We start from the raw sequence: 17487 nt of genomic DNA, 5'->3' as shown, positions 1-17487 counted from the left end.
CCACAGTAGGTCTGAGGTTGGGTCCAGATGCCGTGTCCAGCCCGCGGGCTCTCAATCGCGCTCTCTGGGAGCCCGATACGCAACTCTCGGATGCACTCTTGACAGCGCTACGCCAACTGCTCGCGGATGTGCCTCGCGACGAGTGGCGGGCGACACTGATCGAAGAGTGCGGTGTCACGGCGCTCGCTGATGAGATTCCCGGTGTTGGTGCTGAACACCACTACGCAGCACTCGCCGCCCAAGCAGCCGACTCACAGTTGCAGTGGTTCCGGCTGCTAGAAGTGTCTCGCCAGCTCGGTGGCACAACATCTATCGGGACTCATTCATCGCTTGCTGATGTACTGGAGGGGCCGATCGCGGTGCTTGAAGCCGCCGATGTCCAGCCCACGCTTGCCGTTGACGTGCGTGAGCTGTGGGAGCTCTCTCGAACCCAGCGCTCGTCGCTGATCGAGTTCCTTGTCGAACTGAGTGCTGGCCTCGACGTGATCCTGACTAACGCAACGCCGCGCGTCCAGCGTCATCTGCTGACCGAGTTCGACGACGTGCTGCCGGCCAGCGTGACTCACTCCCTGGAGTCGCGCCTATATGGGTCCGACTCCGCGTCGACCAGAACTGCCCAGCGCCGCCAGCACGTCCGGGAGTTGCTTGCCGACCGTGGCGCACGCCACGAGGACTGGAAGCGTCTCTACGCCGTTGCAGACGCTGACAGAGAGCAATTGACCTACGACGCGCTGCAGAATCACACGCTCTTGGAGTGGGCCTCTCGTGAGGCGCTGCGCGCGTGGATGAAGCGTATGGCCGACCTCGACTTGGTGAAATCTCATGGCTCTGGAGATCGGACTGTGCGGTTGCTGCCGGCTGGCTATGCACTGCTGGACGAACACCCAGACTTCTCGATTGACTCGCCGTACGTCCCGTCTGCTGGCGGTTCGGGTCGTACTGACGAGAGCCAGCAGGCAGCGGGTTCCGGCCAGCGGGCCGATTCACCCGGCGTTACTGACCCCCCAAAATCTCAGCACAGTACCGTGTACACCCCAACCGCCGAGAGAGAGGAGGGGGACCGGCCCGACGGCGAGGCCGCGACCGCCACCCGCGGCGGCTCCAACACCACTCCGACCGTCTCATTCCTTGATGGCCACATCCACGATGGGGCCGTCTCGGCGGCTGCTCCCGGTGAAATCGCGCTTTGCTCCCGCACGGTCGATTCGACCGGGGACTCTCGTGGGGTCAGCTACTCATTCCTGGAGGAACGCGATGAGATCGTTGTCGAAGTCGAAGCAGCCGGCTACCAGGTCTACACAGTGGTCCGTCTTTGTGCGGCGTTACTCTCGGAACCGGCGTTTCAGCAGGTCTTAACGCAGAATCGGCTTGCTGGCGGGCCAGACCGGTCTGGATTGGATGGACTCCCGGTGTCCGACCCGTATCTCCTCCGCGATGGGGGGTGTCTGGGCTATCTCCGGAATGAAGACGCTACCGCCGAAGGCCTCCGGTCCCGGCTTCGAGACGCTCGTGATGAGCTACTCCGGATGACGACCGACGCCCAGGGCAACGGCGACGACGACGAGAACGAGAGCCTCTCGACGGTGATGCGCAACGCCCACGGCCTGCTGGGAACCGTCTCCCGGATCTATGATATGCTCGGCATCGATATCACTCGCGTCCTCAAGGTCCCTGACTGGGCGGTTGAAGATGGCACTCGCCGAGACAATCTCGCGAAGATGATCGCAACCCAGACTGCGGTGTCCAGCCGCTACGGGCTCTATTCCGCGTACCGAGTGCTCTACGAGGACCGTGAAGAGAAACGGTCACAACTGCTCGCGACACCCGACGTCGACGCAGCGGACCCAACCGGTGACACGACCGGCAGCTGGGTGCTTGCTGGCCCAACGGTCGACTCGATGCGACCCCACCTCGAGGACCTTGACGATCATCTGGACTTGCAGGACGGCGCCGATGGGTTCTCAGCGTTCATGGTGAACCTCGATATCGTCGATGGCGACCGTCGTGATGCTGTTGCGACCGCTCTTTCTCGCCAACTGAGCCTCAAATCGTTGAAACCGACCCGAGAGACGGTTTCGATCCTCCATGCCCTGACGAGCGGAACGTTCGCTGCGGCGCGGGCTGTCTTCCACCTCGGCGGGGAGGCGGACCAGCCACGGACCCTCACGACCGACGATCTCCGGTATGCGCTGTCGGAGCTGGATGTCGACGAACTCCTGCCCGATCTCGGACCTCAGTCGGTCTCCGAGGCTGTCGCGATACTGCTGGATGTCGATGAACCCCTGGCGACGGGTGACCTTGCCGACCTTCTGGACGTCTCGACACAGACGCTTCGGAACAACGAGACGTACTTTGCCGACCTCGAGGCCGCTGGCGTCATCCAACGCGAGGATCTTGGACCGGGTCGAGCGACGGAATGGCGGATTTGCTTGCCATTCGACGGTGAGGAAGGCGATTTACGGACTGCAACCCCTACCCCTGAGGTGGACACAACGGCCTACGGGCCGGCGTTCTCCGACGAAATGGCTGTTATCGCGGAAGTTCTCTACGAATTGGGGCACCAGGAGATCGACTACGGCGGTGAACTGACGCTGGCTGTGACAGGACGCGGTGATCGGTTCGACGAGTGGCTGGACCAGCACCCCAGTTGTCGACCGGTCTTGTCGCTGGTCGCTCACCTGCAGGGGATGACGCTGGAAAAACTGACTACTGGGACCGAATCAGTGCGTTACCAATCCCCCAAATCGGTCGTGCTGGGGCTTGATCCCGATCCAACGACGACCCAGGCTTCGCTCGTCAGTTCTGCAAACTAAACGCGAATCTGACGCTCTGGATGTCCCTATTTTCACCAAAGAACTGCATATGCTTTTGATTGAGCCGTAAACTGACAGACTGTCCTTACGATGACAGTTATTCGATAGTTATATCGAGCGTCTGACTAGTGTTATCTGACGTTGTGGTGTCGACGCTAGCAGGCTGTTCTGTGATATCTCCCGACTCTATGGCTGATTGACCATTAGGTTTGGACACACCACTAATGGTGAAGCTTGGATCATTACTCGTGTCATCATCACTGTTAAGACCTGTTCCTCCTATCTCTGTGAGGAGGCTTGCATTAGCTGCCGTATCGCTCTCGAAGCGAACGTCGAACTCAGTACCATTTGTGTTTGGCACGAACGCAAACAGGTTGCTGAACCCAACTGAGCTACTCGGTGGGAGCCCTTGCTCGTCGCCGAAAACGATTGTCACGTCGTTGGCAACAAGGCTCACGTACTCGGTATCGATAGCATCGCCGTAAATGCTAGCGGCAGACGGGAACAGATTAGTTGCGCTGACATCCCCTCCGTCCGGTCCTGCGACAGAGATGGACTTGTTCGCTGTATTGATAAGCACATCAACAGCGCCACCAGTTTCATCCTCACCACTACCTCCAGTGATTGTCTCTGCGATATTCTCTTCCTCATCGCTGTTTGCATCGTCAACGAGACCCGTTGTCCCGCCACTGTCGCCGAAGACGTTCACTTCAACTGAGCGTGTTGCACTGACACTCGTGAATGCGCCTGTGCCAAAGAGTGCACCACCACTAATTGCCAATCCACCAAGTCCCGTAAGTACGTTTCTGCGATTCATAGTTCGTTAGTCAGCACGTTATGCGTGCCGTACCACTTGTAACAGGGTCCGGGGACTTACTATTGGGTTGCTTGAGCCGGGATAAAGCCGTGCTTGACGAATTAATGGGCACCCTTAACCCCGCTCAAGCACGCCAATAGTAACTGGTGGGCTAGCATTGTATCGCATAACAAATGCGAGTAACTCGACGAAATGTCCTGCTCGGACTTGGGTCGCTCAGTACGACTGTTGGTGGCGTGTTTGGCTCCGGTGCGTTCTCCTCGGTCGAGGCGACCCGGTCAGTTAATGTTCAGACCTCTGATGATTCAACAGCGCTGTTGAGTTTTGAAGCGAATAAGCTGAGTGATGCTGATGGTGGTACCCCTGAAGATAAGAACGGCATTATTGTTACGGACTCTCCAGACGGAGCAGACACGTCCGTAATCAAACTCAAACAGACCGATCTCAATGAAAAGGCGACGACCACATTCAAGAATGCACTTAAAGTCACTAATGACAGCAACAAGAATGTCGGTCTTTCAGTAGATTCCAGTAAGACCGAGTACGATGGAGACACATCGGGAAAAGACCTTGTCGGAAGTGCACTAGATATTAAAACAGGCCAAAGCGGGAGTTCAATCGTCGGTAGCGAAGGCAACAACGCTGTTAACTTAGCCGATGGTGCTTCTGTTACGCTTACAATTGTCGTCGATCTCCAGAACCACACTGGCGCAGAAATCGGTGATATAGACTCAATCGTTTTCGCAGCACGCCAAGAGGACTACAATAGTTCATAGTCGGCAGTCCACCTGATGAGTAGCAGGTGGAGACCGGCATTGGCATTGTCTGCGTAAGTCGTCTCTCTCAGCTATAATATGAAATGGTACGTTGCTCTTGGGTTCGCGCTCATCGTCTGCGGAACAGTCATTTCTACGGCCGCAGTCCCACTTTCAGGACCAGTTGATGATCTCGCTCCAGCGGAAGACACTGGGGTTGCACTGGCTCCGGCTGACACGCCCAATGGTGATCGCTATGCATCCTTCGACAGCAACGGCGAGCTTCGTCTCTCTGTTGATGTCATTTCCGGTACAAAGGCCGTATTCGACAATGTGTTTGTCGTCGGTTTTGGGGGCGTTACCGGTAGTGACGAACCAGCGACGATACGGATTGAACACGATAGTGTGTGGCTGGATATCTACAGAAGCACAGACACAGGCGCACGCGAGTCGGTTGATGAAGCGAATAATACACTTACCCTCGATCCAGACGAACAAGCAACGCTCGGGTTTGCTGTGACAACAACGGCTGACAGCCCGGCGTCTCTTTCGGAGACAGTGACTTACACAATGGAAATTCCAGATGCCGAGCCAAGTACTGGCGGAGGCGGCGGTGGTGGAGGCGGTGGCGGCAGTGTGGGCGGCGGGGGCGGTGTCAGCCCCGGGACTGTGACGCCGGCGGATGACCCGACTGAAACGCCTGCCAGCGGGGGCGGTGGCGGTGGTACTGAGGTCGATATATCGACCGATGAACCGGCCGTAACGCCTGTTGACACCCAGGACGAGGCGGAAGCCGTGGCTGGCGGTGGGGCCGAACCTGTGTCGCCGTCACCCGGAGACCAGCAGTCGGCAGAACCGAGCGGATTTTCGCTCAAGTTTGATCCGATATTTGGTATTGGCTGGGGACTATGGACGACCGTCGCTGGCTTGCTCGCTGTAGTGACGAACTACCTTGTGCAAACGCGATATCATAGTGTCCTCCCGGTGCTCCAGACGCACCCAAGCGACCGCCGTCGCCGATTCCGCCGTGTCGCCGTCCGGGAAGCGATAATCGGCCTTACCGCGCTCGTGTTCACAGTGCTTGCCGTATCAGCGGCTTCAAGCGCTGGTCTCGGCCCGGTTTCGCAGTTAGTCACGGCGCTCACGGTTTCTACCGCCGTCGGTACAGTGACTGGGTATCGACTGGTCCCGGATCTCGATGTACCAACCATTAGATAGCACTGCTACGTTACTGCAGCAGAGCATTGCTCGACCTGAACTACTCAACCAGTATTCTCTTGAATACTGTTTATGTCAGAAAACTATTATACACCTTCCAGAAGACAAGAGATGTTATATTCCTCCGGATTGAAATTATTGCTGTACCGGACACTAGCGCACTTCCATGTCTAAACACCGAAACCGGAGTCGAGGCGAGTCAAGTAGCCTCCTGAGTCGACGAAGATTACTCCTGTCGCTTGTGGGCGGTGGCCTCAGCGGAGCGAGTATCCATGTTACGGGGGCCTTCTCGAATGTGGCTGCTAAACGAGAGACCAATATCGACACCGCTGATGATACGTCTGCGCTCGTTGGAGTTGATGTCGAGAAGCCGGTTGAGGCAACTATTGGGAGCCCACTCGTCACAGTAACGAACAACACAACAGAGCGGTTGCGTGTTGATATTAGTCTTACCGAAGATATCGACGGCGTTACGATTCCTACCGACACCCAACAGCAGCCGATTCCCTCCGAAAGAGAAGCCAAGTTCACTGTCGATGTGAACCCAGCAAAACAACCCGACCAGATTGAGTTCACTTTAGAGGCCGTTGACACAGCGACCGGAGACTTTAGCGTATCGCTGTCACGGTCGACACCAGTTGAGGTAACTAATCCTTGTGCCGGCCCACGTCTGGTAATTCAAGAAGATACTGAAGAGACCATTGACGAAGGCAAGACTGTGGAGCTGTTGTCAAACGTAATAGTTCACAACCATATTAATGCCGTCGGCTGCGTGGTTCTTAATTCAAAAGCGAAAGTCAAGCAGTCTGTGGAGGCTGGTGGAAACGTTTCACTCGGTAAGAAGGCACAAATAAAAGGGTCTGTCAACGCCGATGGAAACGTTTCACTCGGTAAGAAGGCACAAATAAAAGGGTCTGTCAACGCCGATGGAAACGTTTCACTCGGTAAGAAGGCACAAATAAAAGGGTCTGTCAACGCCGATGGAAACGTTTCACTCGGTAAGAAGGCACAAATAAAAGGGTCTGTCAACGCCGATGGAGACGTTTCTCTCGGTAAGAAGGAACAGATAAAAGGGTCTGTCGACGCCGGTGGAACTGTCTCTCAGGCGTAGGATGGAGTACGTAGCTCTGGAGAGACTGTCATACAATAGTTCTCAACAAATATAATTCACACCTTCTATGTTGAATAGAACTAGTGAATGGCGAAACCACGGAGTTAAGCGCGAGGTCAGGGCTGTCTAAACGACAGTTAGAGAGCGTGAGACGTATTATATGACACGCTGCAGAAGGCTACCGATGATATCAGAGAGTATCTTGAAGAGGATACTTCTTGCAAGTATCTACGCGACGTCGACCAACGATACTTAGTCGGTATCGGGACCGACGGTTTGCGATGGACGCTTTGGATGAAAGATTTAGAAACAGGAGAGACGAGAGAGGCAACTCCGAAAGTGGATATTTCTCCCGTCATAGAGAAAGAAGCCATCCGTCTCAACACGATTGAAGGGGATGTCTCTGAGGGTAGAAACGTGGAGCGGGATACACTACTACAGGACTTCATTCCCACATTTGCAGCGGATAATCTGCTCCACTATGTGAAAAGGGAATTCAATGACTAGTATGCTGCTGGAAGCACTTTTTGTCAGTCAGTCACATCAACTGATAATTGGGAATGAATCGGTTTCGGCAGCAGAAGGGTAGTGGTTTAGACGGTTCAACGAGAAGGTGGGTAGTTTATACGTTCAGTCGCCGCCACAAAAAGTATGCTTCTAAGCGGACTGTGCAGTGATGTGAACCGATTTCTGAGCTACTTCGAGAAGAGCACATAGCCACTCCAAGAATGACCAACAACCCGTTTCATGACTCGATGGACAGGGCCTTACAGGGCAAGTACGCCCGTGTCGTCACAGAGGGGCGAACATACGAGGGATGGGTCGAACGTGTTCACCACAGCCGAGGCAGTGTCGTAATGCACACTGTGACCGTCGACAACACAGAGGAACTCGGCAGCGTCTTCATTCGCACGCCAGATATCGTTGAGGTCATCAAACCACAGAAACGGGTCGAATGGTGGGATGTCAACGAACTCCAGCCATTCCCCGACCACGATCTCGATTTCGAACCGAAGGATAGCATAATCCGGTCTTGCTACCGCAACCAGTACGCCAAGAGCTTCCCCGTCGTGCGAGAGGATGGGACGATCATCAACGGCCACAAACGCATCAAGGCCGCTCGTGTCGCTGGTCTCGACCACCATCCCGTCGAAGTCATCGATGTGACCGACGACCAAGCCGCCGAGTTGTTCGCCGTCGCCCACCGGAGTCAACTCAACAACACTTCCGATGACGCGAACGATTCCGAAGATGGCCCAGAAGCCGAGGCGCAAGACAGTTCTGACGATGCCAACAGTGAAAGTGACTGAACTGCAGCAGGTGTAGCTGAGAAGGCACAGGACCCATTCGATATCGACCCCACAGCTGACATCAGTAGGATCAAGCGATAGATGGATCTATCAACATTGATTGCCCTCGTCATCGCCAGCTTGAGTGCTGACGGCGGACTCTGGAGTTGACGCGCAAGAAGCCCCAACCGACATCACCCTGTTCCACTGCGTGTCAGCACTCTCTCAATCCACTTTGTCACGGTCTACCTGATACCGACACAGAGCGTATTATATACCAATCAGTGGGCCCGTGTCATCCATCAGCATTAGTACAGCCTACTGCCGTGGTATACGCATAATCCAGTGTAATATGCAGACAGTAGTATCACGAATCAAGACTCCGGTAGCTCAGTCAGACATCGGGACCTTCCCAGCGTCCAAGCGTTGCGGAACTATCACTACTGGTATCAATGTAAACGACCCTGACAGTCGCGGCAGAGAGATTGAGCCGTGAGTCTGGTCCACCAGCGCTGCTAAGGACCTTGTTGTCAGAGTCTCTTTTGAAGGTCGTATTGTTGATAGTCGCTGTTGTTCCTGCGTCTATTGTGCCAGTGAACACATCGGTACCAATACTTGCGCTGTCATCATCTTCAGTTGCAGCACCGGTAGAGGTGACATTGAGATTCTCGCCCGCAATGGCGTCCCCCGCATTGTGGGTGATTGCAAGCTCATCTGAGCCCCCGCCATTCTGCTCATAATTGAAATTGAAGCTTGCCTGTGGCGCAGTGTCATTGACGCTATCGCCTACTCCTAATACAAACGTTGCAATGACAGCCGCGAGGATCACGGTAACTGCGACCATGAGCACAACCCCGATGACTGGCGAAACTGCGTCGTCATCAGTGCACAACAACTGTTTCAGGTGCATTACAATATACAACCCCTCGTTTAGTAAAAATACTTCACACTCAGGGACGGTGCGTGCGTCGGCTTTCTGGAACCCAGACGTCGAAGCTCGTGATTCCATGGTCCCTGTCCTATGTCTGACGTAGTTATTTGAACTCACAGACTTCACAGAACGATAGGAACGACATGACGAAACGAATCGGAATCACGAACCAGAAAGGGGGCGTGTCGAAAACGACGAACACGATCAACGTTGCCGGCGGGCTCGCCGATCGCGGCCTGGATGTCCTGGCCATCGACATGGACCCACAGGGGTATCTCACCCACCGTCTCGGTTTCAAAGAGGCGTACAAGGCTGACTCACCGAACTTCGCAGACGCTTTGAACTCGCCGTCTGACTACGATATCCGGAACCTCGTCGTCACACACGACGAATACGACTTGCTCCCCGCAAACATCGATATGTTCCACTTGGAGCAGGAACTCATCGGCTCCGGAATGCGCCCCAGGCTCCGACTCAGCGACGTTCTCGAGAGTGTCGATGATTGGGACGTCATGGTCATCGACTCCCCACCAAGTCTCGGACCGCTGAACGACAACGTTGTCCTCGCTGCGGAGAATCTTCTCGTCCCGGTCGAAGCCGACGAATCCAGTCAGCTGGCGCTGACGCACTTGCTCCGCCAACTCGATACTCTCGAAGACAACTATGGAGCCGCAATCGACATCCTCGGAGTCATCGTTTCGAACGTCAGCTACCCACTAGATAACGAGCAGCAATCCAGCATTGACTGGTACGAGGACCGGTTCGAAGGTCGTGTACCGGTATGGATCATCCGTTCCCGAGCAGCCCTGAAGCGTGCGGTAAAGAGCGGTGGGTCAGTGTTCGCTGACGACGCCGAAGATGTCGATATGGCGGCTGTGTATGCCGAGATTGGTGAAGAGGTGGCGCCATGAGCGGCGACGATCTCGACGATCGTCTGTCGAGGCGCTTCGATGCTGACGGTGACGGAGACGACAATGAGTCACTGAACGATACGAAATCACAGACCGACATGAGTTCAAGTACTTCACAGAACGCACAGAAGAACAAGAAAGCACAGAACATCAAGAAAGAATGGAACGTGAGGAGCTTCTACTTAGATGATGACCTCGACGATGAGGTCACGGCCGCGTTCAAGCGCCTTGATCTTGCACTCTCGGAAAGCAACTCTGATGTGGATCTAAAGAAGACTCGGCACTTCTACCCGCTCCTCGTCGAGCTCGGGTTGGAGCAGGTGGACGAAATGGACGTTGAGGACATCGCGCAGCGATTGGAAGGCCACAATACTGATGGAACCGAGTGAACGCGATTCTGCAACCGGCATCTCCCTATCCCAACCCCAGGGTAGCACATAGAAAGTCACCCTTCTAACTCGGCTTTGCACGTTATCGCCTTGGGATCACGATATCGAAGGGGCGCAAGAAGTGTTCTACAGGCGGAACAGGCCGAGTGTCTTGGGCCTTGTCCCCGAGGTACTTCACGCGAGATTCACGAAATAACTCATCAGGAGCGAGAAGCCATTGGGGTGGTGGACCGGACCCCAACGGTGTTTGATCCCTGCACCACATATAACATTTTTGATAATTCAGGCTGTGTCGGTCAGTATAGCGTGCCTACTGCTTGACCAACTCACCGTTCTTATGATTCCAGAGTCCCCAGAGGAGAAACGCATATATTTGATTTTTCGAAAAGATATATTGCGCTTCGTATCCTATCAATACTAATGACGGAGTTTGATCCGGCACCGGAGTCAACAGCCACCGAACCACGGTGGCAGCAGGGGGAGGATACGTTCAGTCGTGTCTACGATGTCGCTATGGGGATTACTTCACCCACCCCCGCTGCCGAGATTGCAGACGTTGCAGATTGTTCTCCGAACGCTGCGAAAAAGCATCTTGATCGACTGGCCAAAATGGGCATTATCAGCGTGAACCATGACGGCCGACCCGTGCAGTACGAACGCAACGAGGGGTATCTAGAATGGCAAGATGCCAGCCGGATTGCCGACGAACTGACTGTCAAAGAGATCATCAACCGAGTCAGTGAACTTGAAGAAGATCGGGCCGACTATGAAGATAAATTTGGCGCTACCGATCCAACTGCTGTGAACGTCTACGACCACGGCAGCCACGAGGCTATTCATGACCGGATGACTGCAGTCAGTGAGTGGCGCAGTGTCATTCGGGATATTCGACTGTACGAACTCGCCCGTCAGCTCGCAGAGAACGATGGGCACCTAATTTCGGCATAGATGGGGCCAGACCCAACTACTCTGAATTCAGGATCGCCTGGTCCACCCGACCGACAGACGCTACAACTCCTGGCCCGGCATCTTCGAACTGAGACACTCATTTTCGAGACGAAATTCGACCCCGACAGCTACGAACCTCGCCTGCTTCACGCCTTAGTCGACGTGGGACAGTATCCTGAGACCGTTGTAGCGGCTCGGCTCGATATTCGCTGGTTCACGACCGGAGATTTCTCGTTCCACTACGTTGAAACATACGAGGATGATAGCCGATGGGAGTGTCGCTGGGATTGTCATCCCAATCCACACAACGCACGGCTGCACTTCCATGAACCACCAACCGCAGTGGAAGCCACCGACTTGTCACTGTCATCACGCCACCCACTAGATGTCTACTCTACGGTTCTTGATGCTATTGAGGGACGTATCCAAACGCTCTGGGAGAATTGAGCAGCTTGCACATCTACTGAGCAGTTGTTTCATCTCTCTATGAGTAACAAACCGCTTTCGCAACGATCGCTACCGGTACATCTAATCAGAGGTGACTGCTACTATCTCCGAAGTCAATGCATAGGTAGCCGGCGAGTGAAATTGTATTAATCACATATGAGGCGTAATCGCCCACCTGGATCGTTAGGAGCTGTCTATGATATGCTCTACGAGGAAATTGAGCCCGGAGACAGCATCGGGGTTGATGCCGCCGTGACCAAAGTGCGTGAGACAGAGCGCTCAGTCGGTACCGCTGAGCACGTAGTTGAACGACTGGTCGACCGTGGCTACCTGTACAAGGTTGACGGACAGCTGTATATTACCGAACACCGGGATGGCTCTGAAGACTCGAAAAGCGAGCAGTAACCCTACGAATCGAGGTCGGTAGTATCGAAGTCGCCGATGTCGTCACCCGACTGTGACGTACTGTCTTCGTCTGTTGAGACCTCTGTGGCACTACCGGATGCGTCCTCTGCTGTTGATGGTGTCACGCCACCGGCTTGATCCTGCGAAGTCGGGACAGTTTCGGCGTCGTCGGTGAGTTCTTCGAGCGCTTGGATCACGGTTTGTCGGTACTGGTCAGGATCGGTGTCATACTCTTCGCGAGCCATGGCAGCGTACTCGTTGGTATCGTCGTCAAAGCGTTGGATTCGCTCAAGAGTTCGCTTCGCTGTTTCTGTCACCCAGCGATTGCGGGTGTCTGCATCAACAACGGTCAGGTGCTCTGGTCGCAGCGAGACGTTGGTGTCGCCGTCGTCGGTTTCATAGGTTCGGGGCTTGCCAACGAGCGCGACGAAGACGGGCGGGTCAACCTCTCGTAGCATTGCGGCTGCTTCGGGCTGGTACTGCCCAGCATAGGTAAAGAACGTCCCTGTGGGCCCGACAATTCGGCCTTGCCAGTACTCATCATCGCTGCCGACATCATCGGTTTCGGTCAGGGTGCCGACGACGAACACGCGGTTTGCTTTCGCGCCTGTCGGGAGCAGGGCATAGACGGGTGCGCGGTCATCATCTGACTCCCGAAAGGTGTAGCCTGCATCGTTGAATTCCCCAGCGAAGGCCCGCTGTGCGAGTTCACGCATCGGGGCTTGTCCTTGGCTCATTTAGATCGACCTCGCAGTGATGAGGAGTTGCTCTGGATCATGCATCTCGGCGAGTTGCTCGAACTCGTTGACGAGCAAATACCGGCCCAGTTCAGGGCCTTGAACGCGATAGTACCGCCCAAGCGTCACCTCACGTATCTCGTCGGCGACGACGCTTGTATCTAAAGCGTCCATGGCCATCTCTTGGGCTTGGGCCAGCGTAATATCGGCGACCTGCTCAGTCGCCTCTTTGTCGAAAATGACCTCCTGGACTGTATCGCCGTTGTCAATCACGCCTTTGATGCGGAGGTCGAACTCGCCTTCACCCTCGCCGTGTTCACTGCATCGCCCGTTTTGAAGGACACGTGTGCAGTCGTCTTCGGGGCAGCGTTTGATCAGCCCGCTACCTGACTGGATATCAACGAGTGCCCCTTCAGCGTCGGTGGTGTCGTCGCCGACTTCGATATCTTGGTCGAGTGCTTCGATGGTGGTGGTCCGATTGAGTTTGACCGAATACTGGCCCTGGTACTCATCAGTGACGACATTTCCAAGGCGGTAGACCTGGCCTTCAGTGAGTGCTTCGAGGTCGGACTTGGCCCACTTGGTGAACTTGATGGTTCCAGTTTCGTCACCGAGAAGGCCGACTTGTGCTATCGAGTCGCTACGGGGCTCCCAGAGGTCGGCGACTTTCGCGGTGATATCGACCCACTGTTCGGCTTCGGTAATTTCCTCGAGATCGACCTGTTGATTCTCGTTCTCGCTGCTGACATCGTCACGGTCGACATCGCTGTCGGAAAGATAGGTACTTACGACACTGCGTTGAGCTTCGTCGAGCGGGACTCTGTAGTCGTCGACAAGTGTGGTGAGCCGTTCCTCAATGTCCTCGGGGGAGGCATCAACTGATTCTGGTAACTGGTCGTGGATGTCTTGGGCTTCCTGCTGTATATTAGAGTTGCTCATAGTGTTCTCCGTCTCGTTTGCGATGGGAGACGGCTGGCGGTACGCTTGGCGTGGTCTAAAACCCATGCAAATCGTGGTGAAAGTGAAGCTGCGCCACTCCGACTGTCCCGTGTCAATCACTGGACAGTGGCTGACTGGTTTCGGATGTAAGCCGTCTGGTTTCCGCGTATGTACACACATTCTTCTCTGCCGGGGGTGGACCTTGTGCTCTCTCTGATGAGCGTAGTACAGTAGGTTCACTGGGATTAACGATACCAGGCTGGTAGTTAGCGGTGAAATGCACGATCTAACCGGTTTCCAACGTGACCTGCTCCATATAGTACATGGGCTATCCGAGCCTCATGGCCTGGCGATCAAAGAAGAGATAGATGAGTACTATCAGCAAGATATCTATCACGGGAGGCTATACCCAAATCTGGACACGCTTGTTGAGAAAGGACTCGTCGAAAAAGGAGAGAAAGACGGGCGGACCAATGTCTATGCAACCACACAGCGTGGTGAACGGGAGCTTACTGCTCGGAGTGAGTGGGAGAGGCAGCACATAACCACTCACCCTTCCTGACAGCTTGTATCAGGGGCAGCATCGTAGTTCACGCAGTAGCTATTTTTCAGCCCTGAGTGGTTGAATACGCTGTTCGATAAGTGTGCGGATTGACCGCACCAAACCGTTTATTACAGTCTATAACATATTACTACACATGCCAATCAACATTGACCGGTTCGAAGATGAGTCCGAAGATACCCTCGACATTACGGAGGGGACACAGCCCCACAGGATTCTCACTTTTTTAGCAGCCAATGACGATCAGGCGTTCACACAGACTGAAATCTACGAGGCGACCGACATTCCTCGCGGGAGCGTCGGTGTCGTGCTGTCACGGTTGGAAGATCGAGGACTTGTCCGCCATCGTGGCCGCTACTGGGCTATTGCAGACGACGACCGACTCGCCTCGTTCGCAGCACAGCAGGCTGCAAGCTCGGCATCAACAACCGACGACTACTACGCAGACACAGATACATGACCGAGCAATATGCCCGGGGTACCGTCGTGAAAGGACCGGACCTTTTGGGACCCCACGAATATCGCCCATACGTCTGTCTGAGCACAGAAGATCCACCATTTCGTGATGAAGAAGCTGTCTATGCGGTTGTCACAACGACACGTCGTTCCGCTGCAATCCCGCTTGCGAAAAAAGACTTCACAAGTGGCGGACTCCCTCGTGAAAGTTACGTCAATCCGTGGGTTCTGGTCACGATTAAACACGCCGATGTTGCTGAAATTGAAGGGCAACTGAGAGTAGACACCGTCGATACTATCGCCCGAGAGGCAGCAACGCTCATCGGAGGACTAGATTGAGACTCGCCCGGTCAGTTTATTTCCTGTACTGACCACTGCATAGTACCGCTTGCAGCAGGGTTCTCATCGACCAATCAGAATTGCGCGCTTGAATTCGCCATTGCCCTCAGTCAAAGCTTGATCTCAGCAAAAGCTTGGTCGATAATCTCCTCACTCGGTGCGTTCAGATATGGCTCGATGGCGGCGAAACTGTCCCAACCACCGACAGCCATCACCACGCGAGGATTCATTTGCTCGTCGACGAGGAGTCGCTGGGCATACCGGCGCCGGAGGTCATGTGTACTCACTTTCTCGAAATCGTCCTCGCCGGTCGTTTGTGCTGCACGGTTGGCGGTACGCCTGACAACCGCGCGAACGCCGGGTTGAGTCAGATCGATGAATGGGTCGTTGGGAGCGATGTTGTGTTCGTTCTGATACCGTTTGAGATCGCGCTCAACGCGGTCGGGGAGGTAGGCATCGCGAGGCTTTCCACCGTTACCGCTGGTGTCTTTCCCAGCTGTGACTCTGAGTCGGTACTGGCCGCTCTCAGCTTCTTTTACGTCGGCAGGACACACCTGTGGAATCTCGAATGCCCGAAGGCCGACAAATGCCCCGAGTTGAATGATTATGTCGTCGCGTTGGCTGTTGGTAGCTCGGCGCAGTTCTTCGATTTCACTGTCGGTGAGCCACACCTTATGCTCGTTTCCAGCAGTCGATTCGATACGCATTACGATTACTTTTATTTCCGTTAGTAAAGTATCTAGTGGTTGGTAGGAATAGGGGTATACACACCGGATTTCCGCTGTCAAACACCGAATCTGTTACGACTTGTTATACAAGTCGTTACTGCTACCGCCGGGGCTTAGCAAACTACGAGCCTTGCCGGAGGTCGTGGCACATCTGAAGGAATCCATTGGATTATCCGTTCGATGAGAGCCGCGTAACCACATCTGCAAAGGCGACGTTCTTGCCCACATCAGTGATTTCGACAGTAACACGCTCTCCGATGTCAGTATCTGGAACAATCACAACAAATCCGCGCTCGACACGGGTAATCCCGTCACCTTTGTCACCGATATCTTCGATGTCGACAGTGCGCTGCTCACCTTCTTCGACTGGCGGTTCTGGTGGCTCACGTTCACGCTGTGGTTCTGAACTGGGCGGCTCCTCGGTTTCAGTATCCGTCGGCAGCGACAAAACCGCGACACGGTATGTCTCGCCTTGCTGTAGATCACCGAGCTCCAGTTCTTGCTCTGGGATCTCGACCACGTAGGAGTTTTTGCGCTCTTCGATAGACGCAGAAAACAGACACCGAAGTTGGGAAGGAATATCCATCACTAGTCTCCTATGCGAGATACTTACAGAGACGCACTTGAGTCTGCTGTCTGCGCCTACTCCGGCGCAACGACGTCTTCACACGTCGGACACTCGGCCCAGATACCCTCTGTACCATCGTCTTTCTCGTATTCAACCAGCAGCCACGGAGTTGTGATACGCTCGCTACAGTCTGGGCACCGGCCGAGACGCTGCGTGTCATCAGACATGGAAAGGGGAATGGAAGGAGCGTGTGACAGTGTTCCTTCTACGCAAAAATTGCCTATCCTCGGATATAAGCGTTTAGCCACGGTCTCAGGCCACTCAACAGAAACGTTTGCTCCGCCGTCACGGGCACACCTACTACTACCGCCACTCCAGTTCAGGCAAGCAGTCGGTCGTCGCGAACGGTCGGCGACGTGAGCTCGTAGTGGATCTCACCGTCGCCGTGGTACTCGGCACTGTATGTGAACTCCTCGGAGATACCGAACTCGTGGCGCATATCGGCGGGCAGACACCACTGAAGATCGGTCTGGATGTCCACTGGCTCGATATCGAACTGCCCTGGTGGGTCTGCCACTGTCCCGTAGTCTTTATCGATGAACAGCGCCACCGTCAGCGACGCGTCACCAACTTCCTCGATCTCCAGTCGGCACGTATCGTCGACGTCCAAGCCGGCGGCCTCCTGCCAACCATGGTCGATACTCAGATACAGACTGACGCCCCCTCGCTGGACTACACTTCGCCCCAGCATGACTGAATTGGCCATGCCCACGGATTAGCAGTATTTGAGAAAAGGGCATCGGCGCTGTCCACTCCATTCCAGTGTCTCCCTCTTACAATCTCTTACCAGACTGTTTCAGGACCATACAGAGAGTGACAGAATACTGTACTAATCCAGCCATATTTGTCCGTAGTCTGCCACCGGTTTCGTGTTCGTAGGATGACCGCAGTCTGACTGTGGCGCCCTACTCACACGAGAGCATCCATTCCAATTAACAGGAGCAACTGACCGGAGGCGGTGGCCGAGACTGGCATTGACCTGTGTGAGGGCGGCGATAGGTGTAGACTCAGTGCATCCGACGAGCGCAGTGGTGTTCTTTCTGCAGCTACAGGCAGCCAGACTG

Annotated in this window: 22 protein-coding genes; 14 read left to right on the top strand and 8 right to left on the bottom strand. The window is 54.8% G+C overall.

The features are described 5' to 3' along the window. Positions 1 to 32: 32 nt before the first annotated feature. Positions 33 to 2813 carry a replication protein H gene (locus tag RR_RS00280; RefSeq protein ID WP_232508496.1) on the top strand — a complete coding sequence of 927 codons (2781 nt, stop codon included), beginning with the start codon at positions 33 to 35 and terminating at the stop codon, positions 2811 to 2813. A 97-nt stretch (positions 2814 to 2910) separates the two neighbouring features. Here the strand turns inward: RR_RS00280 and RR_RS00275 are convergent, their stop codons facing one another. Continuing rightward, the gene (locus tag RR_RS00275; RefSeq protein WP_011222165.1) at positions 2911 to 3630 is read right to left on the bottom strand and encodes a hypothetical protein; all 720 of its coding nucleotides are present in this window, start codon (positions 3628 to 3630) and stop codon (positions 2911 to 2913) included. Between the two features lie 236 nt (positions 3631 to 3866). Between RR_RS00275 and RR_RS00270 the strand changes: the two genes are divergently transcribed. The 5 genes from RR_RS00270 to RR_RS00250 all read left to right on the top strand — a co-directional run bounded on the left by RR_RS00270 (position 3867) and on the right by RR_RS00250 (position 8024). Continuing rightward, positions 3867 to 4406: a hypothetical protein gene (locus tag RR_RS00270; RefSeq protein WP_232508495.1), complete on the top strand. Its 540-nt coding sequence runs from the start codon at positions 3867 to 3869 to the stop codon at positions 4404 to 4406. A 78-nt stretch (positions 4407 to 4484) separates the two neighbouring features. Beyond that, positions 4485 to 5603, top strand: coding sequence for a hypothetical protein (locus RR_RS00265; protein WP_011222163.1), 1119 nt, complete (start codon positions 4485 to 4487; stop codon positions 5601 to 5603). A gap of 295 nt (positions 5604 to 5898) precedes the next feature. Further along, positions 5899 to 6714 (top strand): polymer-forming cytoskeletal protein, encoded by an 816-nt coding sequence (locus RR_RS00260; protein WP_170221543.1) that lies wholly within the window; start codon positions 5899 to 5901, stop codon positions 6712 to 6714. A 294-nt stretch (positions 6715 to 7008) separates the two neighbouring features. Further along, complete coding sequence (locus tag RR_RS00255) at positions 7009 to 7221, top strand: hypothetical protein (protein WP_011222161.1); 213 nt, start codon at positions 7009 to 7011, stop codon at positions 7219 to 7221. Between the two features lie 221 nt (positions 7222 to 7442). Further along, positions 7443 to 8024 carry a ParB N-terminal domain-containing protein gene (locus RR_RS00250; RefSeq protein WP_011222160.1) on the top strand — a complete coding sequence of 194 codons (582 nt, stop codon included), beginning with the start codon at positions 7443 to 7445 and terminating at the stop codon, positions 8022 to 8024. Positions 8025 to 8397: 373 nt separating this feature from the next. Here the strand turns inward: RR_RS00250 and RR_RS00245 are convergent, their stop codons facing one another. Continuing rightward, positions 8398 to 8913, bottom strand: a complete 516-nt coding sequence (locus tag RR_RS00245; protein WP_049938394.1) for a type IV pilin — start codon at positions 8911 to 8913, stop codon at positions 8398 to 8400. Positions 8914 to 9077: 164 nt separating this feature from the next. Between RR_RS00245 and RR_RS00240 the strand changes: the two genes are divergently transcribed. The 5 genes from RR_RS00240 (at position 9078) to RR_RS00225 (ending at position 12034) form a co-directional block, all read left to right on the top strand. Then, complete coding sequence (locus RR_RS00240; RefSeq protein ID WP_011222158.1) at positions 9078 to 9845, top strand: ParA family protein; 768 nt, start codon at positions 9078 to 9080, stop codon at positions 9843 to 9845. Beyond that, the gene (locus RR_RS00235; protein WP_011222157.1) at positions 9842 to 10234 is read left to right on the top strand and encodes a hypothetical protein; all 393 of its coding nucleotides are present in this window, start codon (positions 9842 to 9844) and stop codon (positions 10232 to 10234) included. The genes RR_RS00240 and RR_RS00235 overlap by 4 nt, the downstream gene beginning before the upstream one ends. A 420-nt stretch (positions 10235 to 10654) precedes the next feature. Then, entirely contained in the window at positions 10655 to 11182 is a 528-nt protein-coding gene (locus RR_RS00230) for a winged helix-turn-helix domain-containing protein (protein ID WP_007187709.1), read from the top strand. Then, positions 11183 to 11629: a hypothetical protein gene (locus tag RR_RS22720; protein WP_011222156.1), complete on the top strand. Its 447-nt coding sequence runs from the start codon at positions 11183 to 11185 to the stop codon at positions 11627 to 11629. 201 nt (positions 11630 to 11830) lie between these two features. Then, positions 11831 to 12034: a hypothetical protein gene (locus tag RR_RS00225; RefSeq protein ID WP_049938392.1), complete on the top strand. Its 204-nt coding sequence runs from the start codon at positions 11831 to 11833 to the stop codon at positions 12032 to 12034. 2 nt (positions 12035 to 12036) lie between these two features. On the opposite strand, the gene RR_RS00220 is transcribed toward RR_RS00225, so the two are convergent. Both RR_RS00220 and RR_RS00215 read right to left on the bottom strand, forming a co-directional pair. Beyond that, the gene (locus RR_RS00220) at positions 12037 to 12771 is read right to left on the bottom strand and encodes an RPA family protein (protein WP_011222154.1); all 735 of its coding nucleotides are present in this window, start codon (positions 12769 to 12771) and stop codon (positions 12037 to 12039) included. Further along, positions 12772 to 13710, bottom strand: a complete 939-nt coding sequence (locus tag RR_RS00215; protein WP_049938391.1) for a replication factor A — start codon at positions 13708 to 13710, stop codon at positions 12772 to 12774. It lies immediately after the preceding gene. Between the two features lie 277 nt (positions 13711 to 13987). Here RR_RS00215 and RR_RS00210 point away from each other — a divergent pair, with 277 nt between their 5' ends. From RR_RS00210 to RR_RS21165, 3 genes are all read left to right on the top strand, one after another. Beyond that, positions 13988 to 14272: a helix-turn-helix transcriptional regulator gene (locus RR_RS00210; protein ID WP_011222152.1), complete on the top strand. Its 285-nt coding sequence runs from the start codon at positions 13988 to 13990 to the stop codon at positions 14270 to 14272. 136 nt (positions 14273 to 14408) lie between these two features. Next, positions 14409 to 14732, top strand: a complete 324-nt coding sequence (locus tag RR_RS00205; RefSeq protein WP_011222151.1) for a MarR family transcriptional regulator — start codon at positions 14409 to 14411, stop codon at positions 14730 to 14732. Further along, positions 14729 to 15067, top strand: coding sequence for a hypothetical protein (locus tag RR_RS21165; RefSeq protein ID WP_011222150.1), 339 nt, complete (start codon positions 14729 to 14731; stop codon positions 15065 to 15067). The genes RR_RS00205 and RR_RS21165 overlap by 4 nt, the downstream gene beginning before the upstream one ends. 110 nt (positions 15068 to 15177) lie before the next feature. On the opposite strand, the gene RR_RS00200 is transcribed toward RR_RS21165, so the two are convergent. The 4 genes from RR_RS00200 to RR_RS00190 all read right to left on the bottom strand — a co-directional run bounded on the left by RR_RS00200 (position 15178) and on the right by RR_RS00190 (position 17129). After that, the gene (locus tag RR_RS00200) at positions 15178 to 15774 is read right to left on the bottom strand and encodes a site-specific integrase (RefSeq protein WP_011222149.1); all 597 of its coding nucleotides are present in this window, start codon (positions 15772 to 15774) and stop codon (positions 15178 to 15180) included. Positions 15775 to 15964: 190 nt separating this feature from the next. After that, entirely contained in the window at positions 15965 to 16381 is a 417-nt protein-coding gene (locus RR_RS00195) for a TRAM domain-containing protein (RefSeq protein ID WP_007189825.1), read from the bottom strand. A 56-nt stretch (positions 16382 to 16437) separates the two neighbouring features. After that, positions 16438 to 16590 (bottom strand): hypothetical protein, encoded by a 153-nt coding sequence (locus tag RR_RS22150; protein WP_007189824.1) that lies wholly within the window; start codon positions 16588 to 16590, stop codon positions 16438 to 16440. 152 nt (positions 16591 to 16742) lie between these two features. After that, a complete protein-coding gene (locus tag RR_RS00190; RefSeq protein ID WP_007189823.1) occupies positions 16743 to 17129 on the bottom strand; it encodes a hypothetical protein in 387 nt (128 codons plus the stop codon). Between the last annotated feature and the right edge of the window lie 358 nt (positions 17130 to 17487).

Origin of the sequence: Haloarcula marismortui ATCC 43049 (assembly GCF_000011085.1) — an archaeon.
Taxonomy (GTDB): Archaea; Halobacteriota; Halobacteria; order Halobacteriales; family Haloarculaceae; genus Haloarcula; species Haloarcula marismortui.
The sequence above is the reverse complement of the archived record's forward strand: the minus strand, read 5'-3'. Positions and strand labels throughout refer to the sequence as shown.

Coding starts and splice junctions, on each gene's coding strand:
- RR_RS22150 (WP_007189824.1), bottom strand. CDS start 16,590: ATGTCTGATGACACGCAGCGTCTCGGCCGGTGCCCAGACTGTAGCGAG.
- RR_RS00225 (WP_049938392.1), top strand. CDS start 11,831: ATGCTCTACGAGGAAATTGAGCCCGGAGACAGCATCGGGGTTGATGCC.
- RR_RS00190 (WP_007189823.1), bottom strand. CDS start 17,129: ATGGCCAATTCAGTCATGCTGGGGCGAAGTGTAGTCCAGCGAGGGGGC.
- RR_RS00215 (WP_049938391.1), bottom strand. CDS start 13,710: ATGAGCAACTCTAATATACAGCAGGAAGCCCAAGACATCCACGACCAG.
- RR_RS21165 (WP_011222150.1), top strand. CDS start 14,729: ATGACCGAGCAATATGCCCGGGGTACCGTCGTGAAAGGACCGGACCTT.
- RR_RS00240 (WP_011222158.1), top strand. CDS start 9,078: ATGACGAAACGAATCGGAATCACGAACCAGAAAGGGGGCGTGTCGAAA.
- RR_RS00245 (WP_049938394.1), bottom strand. CDS start 8,913: ATGCACCTGAAACAGTTGTTGTGCACTGATGACGACGCAGTTTCGCCA.
- RR_RS22720 (WP_011222156.1), top strand. CDS start 11,183: ATGGGGCCAGACCCAACTACTCTGAATTCAGGATCGCCTGGTCCACCC.
- RR_RS00195 (WP_007189825.1), bottom strand. CDS start 16,381: ATGGATATTCCTTCCCAACTTCGGTGTCTGTTTTCTGCGTCTATCGAA.
- RR_RS00200 (WP_011222149.1), bottom strand. CDS start 15,774: ATGCGTATCGAATCGACTGCTGGAAACGAGCATAAGGTGTGGCTCACC.
- RR_RS00250 (WP_011222160.1), top strand. CDS start 7,443: ATGACCAACAACCCGTTTCATGACTCGATGGACAGGGCCTTACAGGGC.
- RR_RS00205 (WP_011222151.1), top strand. CDS start 14,409: ATGCCAATCAACATTGACCGGTTCGAAGATGAGTCCGAAGATACCCTC.
- RR_RS00275 (WP_011222165.1), bottom strand. CDS start 3,630: ATGAATCGCAGAAACGTACTTACGGGACTTGGTGGATTGGCAATTAGT.
- RR_RS00235 (WP_011222157.1), top strand. CDS start 9,842: ATGAGCGGCGACGATCTCGACGATCGTCTGTCGAGGCGCTTCGATGCT.
- RR_RS00230 (WP_007187709.1), top strand. CDS start 10,655: ATGACGGAGTTTGATCCGGCACCGGAGTCAACAGCCACCGAACCACGG.
- RR_RS00255 (WP_011222161.1), top strand. CDS start 7,009: ATGAAAGATTTAGAAACAGGAGAGACGAGAGAGGCAACTCCGAAAGTG.
- RR_RS00210 (WP_011222152.1), top strand. CDS start 13,988: ATGCACGATCTAACCGGTTTCCAACGTGACCTGCTCCATATAGTACAT.
- RR_RS00220 (WP_011222154.1), bottom strand. CDS start 12,771: ATGAGCCAAGGACAAGCCCCGATGCGTGAACTCGCACAGCGGGCCTTC.
- RR_RS00265 (WP_011222163.1), top strand. CDS start 4,485: ATGAAATGGTACGTTGCTCTTGGGTTCGCGCTCATCGTCTGCGGAACA.